Genomic DNA, 14,066 nt, shown 5'->3' on the forward strand with positions numbered 1-14,066 from the left:
ACCCGAGCAGAAGGCTCTTCACGAGCTTCATCGAGACCTCCAAAAGTTTCGGACCTATGAGGGCGAGCGGCTAACTTCCGCGGGTCAGCATCGATCCCGCGGCTTTGCCGATCTTGTCCCTCTAAGTTCGGCCTCCTCGCAGCACCCGGCCAAACTGCGTCGGAATCATCCTGGCGCCAGACCACCATGTTGGAAGTTGCGAAGCCCATCAATGACTATTCCGACTCATCTGGCGCGCCGCCGTTGGTAGCTGTGTGTTGTTGCAATAGAGCAACAAGCGTTTCTACCATGTAAACTGTGACTATACAGAAATTGTGAACGAATGTTTCTGATGCACAGCCTATAGGCAGATCAGAAGGCATCGGGAACGGTGAGACGTGCTTTGCTATGCTTCAAATCCGGGGCAGCCATGCCGTTCGCGGCCGTGCGGTGAAGCTGCATGCATGCTAGGCAGTTCGCGGCCCGGGAGCGGCCACGGAGGCGCGGAGGGCGGAGGCCTCGCTCGTGCGCCGGCTCGCCGCGTCCGGTTCACGCGCCCCGTCGCGTTCGCGTCGCGCGCTGTCGCGAGACCTGGCGCGACCAGCAACGCGTGTCGGTCCCTGTTCGCACGCCGCGCCGCCTCGTCGGATGACGCATTCGCCGGCCGGTCGCCGGACGTCGGTCGAGCGCGCGTGGCGTCGGGGGTGTCGGGAGAGCGGGGGTGCGATGTCGCCTGTGGATCTGGATTTGTCCGGCGTTCCGCTCCCGCTCAAGTCGTGCCTGAAGCCGTGGTTCGCCGTGATCGAGATGACCTTCGACCTGCGAGGGTCGCTGCTGAGCGACTTCGTCCGCTCCGAGGCGCGCGTCGAGGTCGCCGCCCTCAGGAGGTGGATCGTGCTCACGCCCAGCCTCGCCGGCGCCATCGAGGATGCGTTGATCGCCTCGATGTCCCTGGCGATGGCCCTCGACCGGGAGACCTGCCTGGAGCCGGCGCGGCGGGGCGCGCTCGGCGCCCTGGCGGTCCTGGTCGAGCAGCTGCGGTGGGCGCGCCCGAACAAGGCCGCGCAGGATTTCGGATTGCTGTGGTGGACCTCCGACGTCGCGTGACCGGGCCCTCCCACGGGGTGGTGAGGCCGAGGGCCGGGCGCGGCCCGCGGCGCCGGCCGGGTGGCGGAGGCTCCTCAGGGTCGCCGGAGCGGAGCCCTCCCGCCGGGTCCCCGGCGATCGCCCGTCCGCCGCCTCACGGCCCGGCGCCCGCCGCCGCGGCGATCCCGGCGACGCAGTCCCGCATCGCCGCGAGGATTGCCTGCGCCGGCACCTCCTCGAACCGGTATCGCGGCAGGCTCACGCTGATGCAGCCCAGCACCCGCCCGCCCGGGCCGCGCAGCGCGTGCCCGTAGCAGCAGATGTCGAGCTCGTTCTCCTGCCGGTCGAGCGCGTGGCCGCGGGCCCGCGTCGCGGCGACCTCGGCGCGCAGCGCCTCCCGGTCGGTGATGCTGCCCGGGGTCAGGGCGACGAGGACGGCGCGCGCGAGGACCGGCTCCAGCTCCGCCTCGTCGAGGGTCGCCAGCCAGGCCTTGCCGACCGCGGTGGCATGCAGGGCGACGCGGGTCCCGATCCGGGAGGCCATGCGCACGGTGCGCCGGCTCTCGAGCTTGTCGACGTAGACCATGCCGCCCCGGTCGTGCACCGCGAGGTGCACCGTCTCGTCGAGGCGGTCGCGCAGGCGCACCAGGTGGTCCTGCGCCACCTGCCGCAGGGTCGAGCCGTCCCAGGAGCGGAAGGCGAGGCTGATCAGCCTCGGGCCCAGGCGGAGGCGGTTGCCGGATCCCTCGGCCAGCATGCCCTCGGTCACGAGCGCGGCCGCGATGCGGTGCACCGTGGGGCGGGGAAACCCGGTGATGCGGCAGAGCCCGGCCACCGTCATGTCCCCGGGCGCGTCGGCGACGGCCTGCAGCACCCGCATGAACTTGCCGAAGGCCGCCGTGCCCGGGATTTCGGCGCGTCCGTTCCCATCCTCCGTGCGCTCGGTCGGCATGGGTGTTCGGTCTCCGGTGCGGGGGCTCTGCGACGCGGCCGACGCCCGCGACGCCGCGGCCACCCGGCTCAGGCGACGAGGTAGCCGCCGTCGACCGGCAGGACGACGCCGGTCACGAAGCTCGCCGCCGGGCTGACCAGGAAGCAGACCGCCCCCGCCACGTCGTCCGGCGTGCCCCAGCGCGCGAGCGGCGTGCGGGCGAGGATCGGCTGCGCGCGCGCCGGGTCGTCCTGGAGCGCCCTGGTCAGGGGGGTGGCGATCCAGCCCGGCGCGACGGCATTCACCCGGATGCCGTCCGGCGCGTACGCGAGGGCCAGCGACTTGGTGAGCTGCGCCACGCCGCCCTTGCTCGCGCTGTAGGCCGGCACCAGGCTGCCGCCGAAGAACGACAGCATGGAGGCGGTGTTGACGATGCACCCGCCCGCCCGGGCCAGCTTGGCGCGCGCCGCCGTGCAGACCCGCATCGTGCCGGTCAGGTTGATGGCGAGCACCCGCTCGAAGACGTCGAGCTGGTGCTCCTCGACCCGCCGGATCACGCCGGCGCAGTTCACCACGATGTCGATCCCGGGGCAGGCCGCGACCAGGGCGTCGACCCCGGCGCCATCGGTGACGTCGAGCTCGTGCGCCGCGACGTCGAGCCCCGCCGGAGGCCGGTAGGCCTCCGCCCCGAGCCCCACGGCCACGACCCGGGCGCCGAGCCGGCCCAGGGCCTCGGCGACGCCGGCGCCGATGCCGGTGGTGCCGCCGGTGACGATGGCGGTCTTGCCCGCCAGCAGATCGGCCGCGAAGGTCATGCGAGACGCTCCCGAGGTTCCCGCCGCTCCGTCGCCGCGCGGGGCCGGCGCGCCGGCGGCGGGTATGCGGCGGCGGCCCGATGGCGGCGGCAGGACCGCCCGGTCGCGACGCCCCGCATGCGGGGCCCCCTCCCCCCGCGAGCGTGGCGGGACACGACGGAGCCGCCGGGTCGCGTGCCCGCCCGGGCTCGGCCCGCGACCGCTCGCGGCGGGCGGCGCGCGCGCGCGGGTTGCGACCGCGGCGCCATCAGCGCACGAACTGGTTGGCGTAGTCGGCCCCGAGCCCCACCGCCTCGTAGTGCGCGCGGCACATCTCGAGCTTGGTGAAGACGTCCTCGTAGCCGGTGTGCCGGCCCCACGGGTCGACGTAGTACATGCAGCCGTTCACCTGGAAGAAGGTGATCATCTCCTCGACGCCCTCGTCCACCACGAGGGTGTGCGTCTCGCCCGGCGGCTCGAAGGCGTAGGAGCCCTCCGTCGCCACCCAGTCGTGCTCGAGATAGCGCCAGCTCCCCTTCAGCACGAAGGCGTGGACCGGGCCGGGATGACGGTGACGGCTGAGGATTCCGGACTTCTTCACCTTCAGGAGGTTCATCCAGTAGCCCGAGGAGACGTTCAGGCAGAGCGGGCGGAACCAGACGTTCTCGGCCTGCGGCACCCAGACCCGGTCGTCGGCCGGCATCGCGGGCGCGACGACGAGGTCGGGCAGGCACTCCGCCGGCTGCGGGAACTGGTACGGCATCCGCTTGAGCGTGGCGGCGTCCAGCCCCGCCGCCGGATCGGCGGGCGGCATCGCGTCGTTCATGAGGCGTCTCCCGATGATCGTCCATATTGTGGACGGCTTGACCGCATCGTGGATAGTCCGCGACTGGGGCGACGCTGTCAAACTCCCCTCCCCCTGGCGTCTGCACCCGGCGACGCGCGGGCGCACGCGTCCCGACCCGGTGACGCAGGCCGCGTGCCTGCACGACGTCATCGCGGACGCAGGGCGCCACGCCCGACGCGTTGCGCGAGGCCGGCCACGCGGAGCGGTGATCGAGAGGGTGCGGCGGCTGATGAAGCCCGCCGGGCCGGCCGCCTACGAGGAGCGCATCGCGGCGCTCGCTCGAAGCGGCACCCTCGGCGCCATTCTGATCACGCCGTCGGACGACGAGGGCAACGGCGATCCGGCCCGCGCGCCGCACGAGGATGCCGGCGTCTCGCGGCGCGCGATGCGGCGTCGCTGGTCCGGCAGCGCGGCGCCGCGCAGGCCCTCGGGTACACGGGACCCTGAGCGACGCCGTGAAGCCCCGGCTCGGCCCCGGCACGACGCGCGCCCCGGGGGGGTGGCCGCCGGTCCCGGCCCTGCCGGGTGACGGGGCCCCTGCCCTGCGCCGGGTTCTCGGGCCCGGACGCCCCGACATCCTCGCCCGCGGCCGTCCGGCGCGACCGCGCGTCCGGCCGGCCGCGTCGATGATCCCGGGGAGCCCGGCCGAGGCCCCGGGGCCCTACGCCTTGCCCGCCCGGTAGGCCGCGAGGATCTCCGGCAGCCGGTCGGCGAGGTAATCGCCGAATCCCGGCGCGACGCTCTCCGCCACGGTCAGGCGAAGGCCCATCGCGCTGCGCTCGACCCGGGCGAACTTGACGCCGTGTCCGTCCTTCAGCGACTCGGCCCGCGGGCGCACCTTCGACTTCGATGTCCCCGAGAGCGCCGCCAGGACGGCGGCGAAGCGTTCGTCCGACGACCTGCCGGGCAGGCCGGGAGACGCGAGGGCGGCGGCGATCTCGTCCGGGCGCGCACTCCTGATCCGGTCCGCGAGCGTGACCCAGCGCGGCCGACCGACCTTCGGGGCCGGCCCGATGGCGGCCAGCATCTCGGCCGGGATGCTCTCGGCGACCGTGAGGTAGCGGGACAGGTCGCCCTTGTCGGTGCCCATGGCCCGCAGGATGACGTCGCGGGCGACCCCGGCCCGCGCCATGTTGTGCGCGAAGTGGGCGCGCTCGATGTAGCTGAGGTCCTGGCGGGCGAGGTTCTCGGAGCCCTGGGCGACGACAAGCTCGGCATCGCTCAGGTCGCGGACGATCGCCCTCACCGTGCGGCCGAGGGCCTTCGCGACCCGGGTCCGCCGGCGCCCGTACGCGATCTCGTACCGGCCCGGGTCGGCGGGCTTCCGGCGCACCAGGATCGGCGTATGCTGGCCCTCGTCCCGGATCGCCAGGGCGAAGCGCTCGAAGCCCGCATCCGTGGCGTCCGGCACCCGGTCGGCGATGGCGGACGGGTCGCACAGGTCCGGATCGAGCTCGACCACGGCGCCGTCCGCCTCGGCCGTCCCGGCGGTCGAGGCGATCCACATCGCGGCCATCGAGCGGGCCGCGCCGGAGCGCTTCTCGGGCGTGGCCGCGGGCCCGTTGGCATCTGCCAACGGGGTGTAAGGCGTTGATGTCTCAGGTGACGGACGCTGCGGCTCGTCGGACAGGACCGGTGTGCCCATGATGGCGCTGAGGCGCTTCCTCTGGCTCATGCACGCCCCCAGGCCCGGCGGATGAGGCCCTCGATCTCGCCGTTCACGGCGTCGAGCGCGTCGAGCGCCCGGCGGTAGGTGGAGCCCGTCACCTCGTCGCGGCGCAGCGGCGTCTCGTACACGGTCTGGCCGCGCAGGCCCGAATTCGAGATCGCGGCGGATTGCAGCATCGCCTTCGTCAGGACGCGCTCGCCGAACAGGCCGCGCAACATCGCCACCACCTCGGTCTGGGGCGTGTCCTGCGGCTCGAACCGCGTGACGAGGTAGCGGAACCAGTCGTGGGTCGGTGCCGCGCCCTGCTCCCGCACGGGCTCCATCAGCTCGTCCATCATCGTCAGGAACTGGCGCATCGACGAGACGTCGAGCATCTGCGGGTGGATGGTGATGAGGAGCGAGGTCGCCGCGCACAGGGCCGCGATCGTGAGGTAGCCGAGGCGGGGCGGGCAATCGATCACGACCATGTCGTAGCGGTCCGCGACTTCCGTCAGCGCCATGGCCATCCTGGCGAAGAACGGCGGCTCCGGGTCCTTCGCCTTGCGCCGCGCCGAGGCCATCGGGGCCTCGAACTCGAACACCTCGAGCTCGAGATCGGCCGGGACGAGGTCGAGGCCGGTGAAGTAGGTCTGCCGGATCACGGCGCTGAGCGGGCGCCGCTCGGCGCCGTAGCGGATCGCGTCGTAGATGGTGGGGTAGGGGGTCAGCTCGCTCTCCGGCCGCACGCCGAGCAGCGTCGAGAGGCTCGCCTGCGGGTCGAGGTCGATGGACAGGACCCGGTAGCCGCGCAGGACCAGCGACTGCGCGAGGTGGGCCGCGGTCGTGGTCTTGCCCGAGCCGCCCTTGAAGTTCACGCAGGCGATGACCTGGAGATGCTCCCCCGCCTCCTTGTTGCGGTGGGGCAGGTAGTGCCGCCCGACCCGGTCGATCTCGTCGAGATGCGCGCGCAGGGCGTGGATGTCGGCCAGGGTGTAGAGGCGCCGGCCTCCGGGCGCGATCTCCGGCTCGGAGACGAGCAGGCTCGGCGAGAGCTGCCGGATCCGGCTGTCCGTCACGCCGAGGATGCGCGCGACCTCGCCGGAGGTGAAGCGGCGCAGCGTCTTGGCCACCGCGGGCGAGAACACCACCGCGGCGATCTCGCGGAGCTTGGCCCCGAGCAGGCGCGCGTCGTGCCCCGCGGTCTGGTTCGACGCGGCCACCAACGGCCCTGCATGCTGAACGTGCTGGTTCATCGACTCTCCTCGCTCACGGTGGAACGGCTGATTCGACCATAGCACCGCAAGCGAGAACAAAAGATCAATCCGGGGGAGGGGCCGCGGATCACGCAAGCTCCGCGCAAGCCCGGCCGGGCCCGTGTCTCTGGCGGTCGGGCGCCCGCGCGCCGAGGTTCGGCGAGAGGGCGGGCCGGGCGGGGAGGGGGTTCGACGCCCGGCGGGCTCGTCCATCCAGCCCCGGGCCGGCAGCCCCGGGCGGTGTGGACGGCGGCGTCAGGCCGCCAGGATGCCCTCGACGATCTCCTGCACCTCCAGCGCTTCGGCGAGCGTGGCGAGGTGGTGCGGCTCGCCGCGCGTCATCCGCGCGACACCCTCGAGCTGGCGCCGCAGGGAGACCATGCGCGCCGCCTCGTTCGGCGTCGCGTCGGGTGCCGGCTCGAAGCGCCCGTCGGGCAGGCGCCGCTCCGCGACCGCCCAGTCGCGCAGCCGGATCGTCCCGGCGTCGCCCTCCAGCGTCCAGGTGTTGTGGTCGTCCAACCCGGTCCGGCCGACGTGGCCCGTCAGCCGCACCGGCACCTCGCCCGCCCGCAGCGTGGCCTCGACGGACCGCTCGGAGCGGCCGGGCACCGGGAAGTCGGCCCGGGCGCGCAGCCCGTGCAGGGGGCCGAGCAGGCGGCGGCTGAGGAACAGGAAGTGCGAGACGACCTCGCGCACGAAGCCGCCCTCGGCCCGGGCGTCGAGCCAGCCGGCCGCGTCGGCCTGCCACGGACGCGGCCAGGCCGCGAACGCGACCTCGACGGTGAGGCGTTGCGGCCGTCCGACCGCACCGGCCGCGATCCAGCCCGCGAGGGCGGCAACGCCGGGCGACGAGGCGAACGGAAAATTCACGGCGCCGCGCACCCCGGCGGCGGCCACGAAGGCCCGCGCCGCCGCGACGTCGACGGCGAGGGGCTTCTCGCAGAAGACGCTCCGGCCGGCCGTCACGGCCGCGTGGGCATGGGTGAGGTGCGAGGCGGGCGGCGAGGCGACGTACACGCAGGCGCTCGCCGCCACCACGGCCGCCGCGTCGGCGACGCGCGGCACGGCCGGGAATGCGGCGGCCATCCGCGCCAGGGCGGCCGGCGCCGGGTCCCACACCGCCGCGACCCGGACCGGCGCGCCGTCCTGCCCGAGCACCGCGTTGAGCATGCGCTCGCCCATGATGCCCGCGCCGATGATCCCGAGGGCGAGACGTTCGTCGACCGTGCGCATCGTGGCTCCTCGTGCTCGAACCTCCCCCTCATAGAGGCAAGGCGCGCCGCCGCGAAAGGTCGCCGGCCCCGGGCCCGATGCTCCGTCGCGGGGTCGGCCGGCGGCCGCGAGGTCGCGTCGCGGCGGGTCGTGCCGGTCTCTGCGCCCGCGCATCGCCGCGCCGGCCAAGGCCACGGCGGTCGCTTGACGCGAGAATGAGTGTTCATTATCTCGGCGGAACTCGGCCGTTCGGCGACGGGCATCCGGCCTGGCGCGCAGCCGGCGGCTCGCGAGGAACGAACACCGTCAGGCTCGCTCACAGCTCTCCCGTGCCGGCGCCACCGGAGCCTGGGGGGTACCGGGACCGCTCGGTCCGGACGCGGAGCCCGGGACGCCGGCCGGCCCGGCGATCCGGCGTCCGCGCGGGCCAGGAACCTGTCCGGGCGCCCCGCTGCCAGCCTCCCGGCCCGTCGGCCCGGAGGCGCTCAAACCCGTTCGTTCATCAAGACGTTTGGTGAGTCAACGGCTTAGACGCCATCGGACGCCGCGTGAGGCGTCTACAGATCCCCGCGCCACCCGGCGCGGGTGGCGGCCCGACGGCAGGCCCCATCGCCCCTCGCCGGAATCCCGGCCCGCGAGCGCCTTCCTCCGTCATCGCTGTGGAGCGAACGTGACCTCCCACTCGCTGAGCGCACTGCACGGCCTGGCTCTGGCCGATCTTGCCGACGATGTCGGCGCCCCGCTCCCGCTGCATGCCGACGGCGGCGCGCGGGTGCGCGGGGGAGCGAGCCTCGAGACCGCCGAGCCCTGGCACGTCGCCTACATGGATCACTCCCGCTACGCGGCGGCCCTGCGCGACACCCGGGCGGGCGTCTGCATCGTGTCGCAGCGCTTCGCCCACATGGTCCCGTCCGGAACCGCGGCGATCGTCGTGCGCGACCCCTACCGGGCCTACGCCAAGCTCCTCGCCCGCCTGCATCCCGAGGAGATGCGGCCGATGCCGCAGCGCGGACGGGACAGCCCGCCCCTGGGCTGCTTCGTGCATCCGACCGCCCGGGTCGCCCCCGGCGTCGTGCTCGATCCCGGCGTGGTGATCGGGGAGCGGGCGGTGATCGGGGCCGGCACGGTGATCGGGACCCACGCGAGCGTGGGTCCGGACGTCGTCATCGGCCGCGACTGCTCCATCGGCGCGAGCGCCACGCTCGTCCGGTGCACGATCGGCGATCGGGCGATCCTCCACCCCGGCGTGCGCATCGGCCAGGACGGCTTCGGCTTCGCCATGGGGGCGTCCGGCCACCTGAAGGTGCCCCAGCTCGGCCGGGTGGTGATCGGTGCGGATGTCGAGATCGGCGCGAACAGCACCGTCGACCGCGGCAGCGGCCGCGACACCGTCATCGGCGACGGGACGAAGATCGACAACCTGGTCCAGATCGCCCACAACGTCCGGATCGGGCGCCTCTGCGTGATCGTCGCCCAGGTCGGCATCGCCGGCTCGACGGTCCTGGAGGACGGGGTCGCGGTCGGCGGCCAGAGCGCGATCGCGGGCCACCTCCATATCGGCCGGGGGGCCCAGCTCGCGGCGGCCTCGCGGGTGATGCGCGACGTTCCGGCCGGCGCGCGCTGGGGCGGCATGCCGGCCAAGCCCCTGCGCGAGTGGTTCCGCGAGCAGACGACGCTCAAGGCCCTCGCCCGACGCCGCGGCGCGCCCTGACGCCGAGGGCCGCTCCCGCGGGATCGGGAGATCCCGGGTGCGGCGGGCCGGGGCAGGGGGTGTCTCAGGCCCGGCTCAGGCCCATCTCAGGCTCTTGCCGTCCGCCGCCAGGACCGTGTCCACCGCCCGCACGATCTGGGGCTTGGCGGCGTAGTGGATCATGTGGCCGAGACCCGGGAGCAGCGTCAGCGTGCTCCCGGCCACCTCCTCGTGCAGGCGGCAGGATTGCCCGGCCGGATTCACGATCGCGTCCGCGTCGCCGCTCAGGATCGCCAGCGGCACCCGCAAGCCGCCGTAGCAGGGCCGGAGCTGGGCCGCCGCGGCGTTCATGCTCGCCGTGTCCTCCGCGCTCGCGCGCGCCTGGGTCGGGTGGATCGAGAGGCCGACGGGGAAGCGGGCCTGGAAGCTGGCCGGAACGGATTGCGGCCGGAACACGTGCCGGAACACCTGCGGGGCGAGCAGGTGCCCGATCGCGGCCGGCATCAGCGAGCGGGCCGCATCCCCGACGCCCGGGACCGCCAGGGGCGCGAGCAGCGCCACGTCGGCGCGCCGGGCCGCGTAGTAGTACCCGGACAGGAGCACGAGGCCCCGCACCGCGTCCGGCGCCTGGGTGGCGACCGTCAGGGCCACGAGGGTGCCCCAGGAATGCCCCACGAGGACGGGGCGCTCGACGCCGAGGCGCTCGAGCACGCGGCGCACGAGCCGGGCCTGGGCGGCGGCCGTCCAGATCCGGTGGCGCGGCCGCTCGGTGTGGCCAAAGCCGGGCCTGTCGATGGCGATCACCCGGTAGCGCTTGGCCAGCCGGTCGACGAGGCCGCAGATCACGAAATCCTCCGCCATGGTGCCGTTGCCGTGGATCAGGACCACGGGCCGGCCCTTGCCGCGGGCGATGTAGTGGACCTGCAGCCCGTCGACGTCGACGAACTGTCCCGAGGGACGGGCGGCGTCGGCACCCGGCGCCGCCCTCATGACCGTCACGGCGTTGCCGACCTGGCGCGCCGCCTTGCGGCCCTCGCGGGCCGCGGCCCCGGTGAGCTCGGCACCGGATCTCAGCAGCTTGGTGACGCTGTTGGCGACGGTCTTGGCGACGCCGGAGGAGACGCGGCGGGACACCCGCTTGGAGGCGCGCCACTGGGCAGTTGGGAGCACGATGGCTTCTCCGGATGCGGCCCTGACCAGGGCACGCCGCTGCGGCGGGGCGCAGCGGCCGAACGGACGAGGACGGGCCGGCACCGGAGCGCGGCCTCCCGCCCGCGCAGTGTCTCCCGCGCCGCAATAACGTGGCGTTACGCCCGGCGTTGCGCGACCGGGATCGCTCGCCCGCCGCACCGGGCGGATGCGAGCCGCCCCGGCGTGCCGGGACCTTCCCCACCGCGCGAAAGGGGACGCGGCGGTCCCGGGAGCCCGGCACCCGGTCGAGCGTCCCGGCCCTTGCCGGGTCGTCAATGACCGGCTCGCGGAGGCGCCCGTCCGCGCGGGCGACGAGGCCCGGCGGCCGGCCGGCGCGGTCGGGGAGGGGAGGGGCCGTGCGCGGCACGAACGCGGCCGCCGCGAGGCCGGGGGGGCGGCGGCGCTACGGCGCCCTGCGGGGGCGGTACTCCTCGGGCGGCTGCGGGTTGTTGGCCGGGTTCGTGTCGTGCTTCGACAGGCGTTCGATCAGCCCGCCGACGAGGGGCCTCAAGTCCGCCTCGAGGGCGTCCGCCTCCGCCTTGCCGTAGATTTCCCGGCCCCCCACGTGCAGCGCGAAGGATTTCAGGTGCTTGGCGCGCTTCACCGGATCCTCGATCGTGGCTTTGGTCCAGGCATAGAGCGGGAACTCGTCCACCCCGTGCGTCTCCGCTGCCGCGACGTAGTCGGAGAAGGCGTCGAACTGGGATTTGATCGCCGCGCCGTGCTTCGTCAGGACGGCGCCGAGCGGCGCCAGCGCGGGACTGCCGGGATCGCTGCGGGCGTCCTCGACGAGGGCGTCCGGCAGGTAGAGGCGCAGTTGGTACTGCCAGTCGTCGCGCATGGAGCAGCCCATCCGGGAACGGAAGCGGGCCGCGACGGTGGGCCATCGCGGGCGCCCGGTCAATCGCGCGTTGCGCGCCCGCGCGCGCGGTGCACGCCCGCGGCGGCGCCGGTGCGACGCGGCGCGGCCGGCGCGGCGGGGCACCGGGCATGCGCCGGCCGCAGCCCTGACCGGACGTGCAACGGACATGATGCCCGTCGCGTTTCCTGTATCATGATGATTGTCATGATTGCGTCGGTTCGGGGCGGGAGGTGATGCGATGCGCTACCGGGTGTTCGGTCGGACGGGTTTGCGCGTGTCGAGCCTGGCGCTCGGAACCGGGGTGTTCGGGACGGGCTGGGGCTACGGTTCGGAGCGTCCGGAGGCGAGGTCCGTCTACGACGGCTACCGCGCCGCGGGCGGCAACTTCATCGACACCGCCGACCAGTACCAGTTCGGGCAGTCGGAGACGTTCCTCGGCGAGTTCATCGGCGCGGACCGCGACGACGTCGTGCTGGCGACGAAGTTCGCGCTCGGCGCCTCGCCCGGGGCCGGGCTCCAGGGCACGGGCAACAGCCGCAAGGCCATGATCCAGTCCGTCGAGGCGAGCCTGAGGCGGCTCGCGACCGACCGGATCGACCTTCTCTGGGTGCACATGCCGGACGGCGTCACCCCGGTCGAGGAGATCGCGCGCGGGTTCGACGCCCTGATCCGCTCCGGCAAGGTCCTGTATGCCGGGCTGTCCGACTTCCCGGCCTGGCGCGTCGCCACAGCCGCGACGCTCGCCGAGGCGCGCGGCTGGGCGCCGATCTCGGCGATGCAGACCGAGTACAGCCTCCTCGAGCGCACGCCCGAGGCCGAGCTCCTGCCGATGGCGGCGGCGTTCGGCCTCGGCACGGTCGGCTGGTCGCCCCTCGGCGGAGGGCTCCTGACGGGCAAGTACCGCTCCGGCGAGACGGGCCGGGCGCAGGGGCTCGGCGCCGTCATCCATCAGGAGCGCGACGCCCGCTCGACCGCGATCGTCGATGCGGTGCTGGCGGTCGCGGCGGAGCTCGGCGTGCCGCCCGGGCAGGCCGCCATCGCCTGGGTCCTGGCGAAGGGCGTCCTGCCGATCATCGGGCCGCGGACCCGGGCGCAGCTCGACGACAACCTCGCGTCGGCGGAGGTCGCCCTGAGCGCCGCCCAGGTCGCGCGGCTCGACGCCGCGAGCGCCGTCCCGCTCGGGTTCCCGCACGACCTGGTGGCGGCGCCGCGCGCCCGCGACCGGCTGTTCGCCGGCAGGCTCGACCGGGTCGACGGGCTCGGCGCCCCGGTCCGCTGAGAGGCCGCGCCGGCGCTCGTGCCGGCGGGCGACGACAGGAGAGACGTCGAGATGAGCACGCGTGAGATCGTCCTCGCGGCCCCGGTCCGGACCGCCATCGGAACCTTCAACGGCAGCCTGAAGGGCACGCCGGCGACCGCACTCGCGGCCGTCGCCGTGCGCGAGACCCTGCGGCGGGCCGGCCTCGACCCGGCGGCGGTCGGCTCCGTGGTGATGGGCAACGTCATCCAGGCCGGCAACCGGATGAACCCGGCCCGGCAGGCGGCGATCGGCGGCGGCGTCCCCGTCTCGGTGCCCGCCATGACGGTGAACCGCGTCTGCGGCTCGGGGGCCCAGGCCGTCGTCACGGCGGCCCAGCAGATCGCGGCCGGCGAGATCGGCCTCGCGGTCGCGGGCGGCACCGAGAACATGGACCGCGCGCCCTACCTGATGGCCGGCGGCCGCTGGGGCCACAGGATGGGGCCGGCCGAGATCCTCGACAGCCTGCTCACCGACGGGCTGAACGACGCCTTCTCGAACGAGCATTCCGGCTGGCACACCGAGGATCTCGTGACGCGCGCGCGCCTCACCCGGGAGGAGCAGGATCGCTTCGCGGCCCGCTCGCAGCGGCTCTTCGCGGCCGCCCGGGAGGCGGGCCGGTTCGTCGACGAGATCGTCGCCGTCGAGGTGCCGGGGAAGGCCGGCCCGGTCCGCTTCGCCGCCGACGAGGCGCCGCGCCCCGACACGACGGTGGCCTCGCTCGCGCGGCTGAAGCCCGCCTTCCGGCCCGAGGGCACCATCACGGCCGGCAACGCGCCGGGCCTGAACAGCGGCGCCGCCGCGATGGTCGTGGCGGATCGCGGCGTCGCCGAGGCCGCGCGCGTCGCGCCCCTGGCGCGGCTGGCCGGCTACGGCATCGCCGCGGTCGAGCCCGGGCTGTTCGGCCTCGGCCCCGTGCCGGCGGTCGGGCGGGCGCTGGAGCACGCCGGATGGCGGCTCCCGGACGTGGAGCGGATCGAGATCAACGAGGCGTTCGCGGCCGTGCCGCTCGCCGTCGCCCGGGAGCTCGGCCTGCCGGAGGACATCATCAACGTGGAGGGCGGAGCCATCGCGCACGGCCACGCCATCGGGGCGACCGGCGCCGTGCTGGTCACGCGCCTGCTCCACTCGATGCGGCGCGACGGGCTCAGGCGCGGGATGGTCACCCTCTGCATCGGCGGCGGCCAGGGCATCGCGCTGGCCCTGGAGATGCTCTGAGCCCGCCTGCCGGCGGCCTCCCGCCGCGCGCCGGGACCGGCCCGGCGCGCCACGGGGC

The 14,066-nt window shown here is 74.3% G+C and carries 13 protein-coding genes; 5 read left to right on the plus strand and 8 right to left on the minus strand.

All coding sequences use genetic code 11. The annotated features are described in order from the left end of the window. The first annotated feature begins 705 nt into the window (after positions 1-705). Positions 706-1,086 (plus strand): hypothetical protein, encoded by a 381-nt coding sequence (locus DT057_RS15345; protein ID WP_128562976.1) that lies wholly within the window; start codon positions 706-708, stop codon positions 1,084-1,086. A gap of 133 nt (positions 1,087-1,219) precedes the next feature. Here DT057_RS15345 and DT057_RS15350 read toward each other — a convergent pair whose 3' ends face one another. The 3 genes from DT057_RS15350 to DT057_RS15360 form a co-directional block, all read right to left on the minus strand. Beyond that, a complete protein-coding gene (locus tag DT057_RS15350) occupies positions 1,220-2,017 on the minus strand; it encodes an IclR family transcriptional regulator (RefSeq protein ID WP_128562977.1) in 798 nt (265 codons plus the stop codon). Positions 2,018-2,085: 68 nt separating this feature from the next. Beyond that, complete coding sequence (locus DT057_RS15355) at positions 2,086-2,811, minus strand: SDR family NAD(P)-dependent oxidoreductase (protein ID WP_128562978.1); 726 nt, start codon at positions 2,809-2,811, stop codon at positions 2,086-2,088. A 247-nt stretch (positions 2,812-3,058) separates the two neighbouring features. Next, the gene (locus tag DT057_RS15360) at positions 3,059-3,616 is read right to left on the minus strand and encodes a 2,4'-dihydroxyacetophenone dioxygenase family protein (protein ID WP_238314153.1); all 558 of its coding nucleotides are present in this window, start codon (positions 3,614-3,616) and stop codon (positions 3,059-3,061) included. A 13-nt stretch (positions 3,617-3,629) separates the two neighbouring features. Between DT057_RS15360 and DT057_RS15365 the strand changes: the two genes are divergently transcribed. After that, a complete protein-coding gene (locus DT057_RS15365; RefSeq protein ID WP_128562979.1) occupies positions 3,630-4,166 on the plus strand; it encodes a hypothetical protein in 537 nt (178 codons plus the stop codon). 132 nt (positions 4,167-4,298) lie between these two features. Here the strand turns inward: DT057_RS15365 and repB are convergent, their stop codons facing one another. The 3 genes from repB to DT057_RS15380 all read right to left on the minus strand — a co-directional run bounded on the left by repB (position 4,299) and on the right by DT057_RS15380 (position 7,771). Continuing rightward, the gene (gene repB, locus DT057_RS15370) at positions 4,299-5,312 is read right to left on the minus strand and encodes a plasmid partitioning protein RepB (protein WP_128562980.1); all 1,014 of its coding nucleotides are present in this window, start codon (positions 5,310-5,312) and stop codon (positions 4,299-4,301) included. Beyond that, positions 5,309-6,538 (minus strand): plasmid partitioning protein RepA, encoded by a 1,230-nt coding sequence (gene repA, locus DT057_RS15375; RefSeq protein WP_128562981.1) that lies wholly within the window; start codon positions 6,536-6,538, stop codon positions 5,309-5,311. The genes repB and repA overlap by 4 nt, the downstream gene beginning before the upstream one ends. 255 nt (positions 6,539-6,793) lie before the next feature. Further along, positions 6,794-7,771, minus strand: coding sequence for a Gfo/Idh/MocA family oxidoreductase (locus tag DT057_RS15380; RefSeq protein ID WP_128562982.1), 978 nt, complete (start codon positions 7,769-7,771; stop codon positions 6,794-6,796). Positions 7,772-8,420: 649 nt separating this feature from the next. Between DT057_RS15380 and lpxD the strand changes: the two genes are divergently transcribed. Next, positions 8,421-9,461, plus strand: coding sequence for a UDP-3-O-(3-hydroxymyristoyl)glucosamine N-acyltransferase (lpxD, locus tag DT057_RS15385; protein ID WP_128562983.1), 1,041 nt, complete (start codon positions 8,421-8,423; stop codon positions 9,459-9,461). Positions 9,462-9,536: 75 nt separating this feature from the next. On the opposite strand, the gene DT057_RS15390 is transcribed toward lpxD, so the two are convergent. Both DT057_RS15390 and DT057_RS15395 read right to left on the minus strand, forming a co-directional pair. Continuing rightward, positions 9,537-10,610 (minus strand): alpha/beta fold hydrolase, encoded by a 1,074-nt coding sequence (locus DT057_RS15390; RefSeq protein ID WP_128562984.1) that lies wholly within the window; start codon positions 10,608-10,610, stop codon positions 9,537-9,539. A 424-nt stretch (positions 10,611-11,034) separates the two neighbouring features. Beyond that, positions 11,035-11,472: a hypothetical protein gene (locus tag DT057_RS15395; protein WP_128562985.1), complete on the minus strand. Its 438-nt coding sequence runs from the start codon at positions 11,470-11,472 to the stop codon at positions 11,035-11,037. A 259-nt stretch (positions 11,473-11,731) separates the two neighbouring features. Here DT057_RS15395 and DT057_RS15400 point away from each other — a divergent pair, with 259 nt between their 5' ends. Continuing rightward, entirely contained in the window at positions 11,732-12,772 is a 1,041-nt protein-coding gene (locus DT057_RS15400; protein WP_128562986.1) for an aldo/keto reductase, read from the plus strand. 51 nt (positions 12,773-12,823) lie between these two features. Next, positions 12,824-14,008: a thiolase family protein gene (locus DT057_RS15405; protein WP_128562987.1), complete on the plus strand. Its 1,185-nt coding sequence runs from the start codon at positions 12,824-12,826 to the stop codon at positions 14,006-14,008. The last annotated feature ends 58 nt before the right edge of the window (positions 14,009-14,066 follow it).

It is taken from the genome of Methylobacterium crusticola (assembly GCF_003574465.1).
In the GTDB taxonomy this organism is placed as follows: domain Bacteria; phylum Pseudomonadota; class Alphaproteobacteria; order Rhizobiales; family Beijerinckiaceae; genus Methylobacterium; species Methylobacterium crusticola.

Coding starts and splice junctions, on each gene's coding strand:
- DT057_RS15350 (WP_128562977.1), bottom strand. CDS start 2,017: ATGCCGACCGAGCGCACGGAGGATGGGAACGGACGCGCCGAAATCCCG.
- DT057_RS15405 (WP_128562987.1), top strand. CDS start 12,824: ATGAGCACGCGTGAGATCGTCCTCGCGGCCCCGGTCCGGACCGCCATC.
- DT057_RS15355 (WP_128562978.1), bottom strand. CDS start 2,811: ATGACCTTCGCGGCCGATCTGCTGGCGGGCAAGACCGCCATCGTCACC.
- DT057_RS15365 (WP_128562979.1), top strand. CDS start 3,630: ATGATCGTCCATATTGTGGACGGCTTGACCGCATCGTGGATAGTCCGC.
- DT057_RS15360 (WP_238314153.1), bottom strand. CDS start 3,616: ATGAACGACGCGATGCCGCCCGCCGATCCGGCGGCGGGGCTGGACGCC.
- DT057_RS15380 (WP_128562982.1), bottom strand. CDS start 7,771: ATGCGCACGGTCGACGAACGTCTCGCCCTCGGGATCATCGGCGCGGGC.
- DT057_RS15400 (WP_128562986.1), top strand. CDS start 11,732: ATGCGCTACCGGGTGTTCGGTCGGACGGGTTTGCGCGTGTCGAGCCTG.
- repB (WP_128562980.1), bottom strand. CDS start 5,312: ATGAGCCAGAGGAAGCGCCTCAGCGCCATCATGGGCACACCGGTCCTG.
- repA (WP_128562981.1), bottom strand. CDS start 6,538: ATGAACCAGCACGTTCAGCATGCAGGGCCGTTGGTGGCCGCGTCGAAC.
- DT057_RS15345 (WP_128562976.1), top strand. CDS start 706: ATGTCGCCTGTGGATCTGGATTTGTCCGGCGTTCCGCTCCCGCTCAAG.
- DT057_RS15395 (WP_128562985.1), bottom strand. CDS start 11,472: ATGCGCGACGACTGGCAGTACCAACTGCGCCTCTACCTGCCGGACGCC.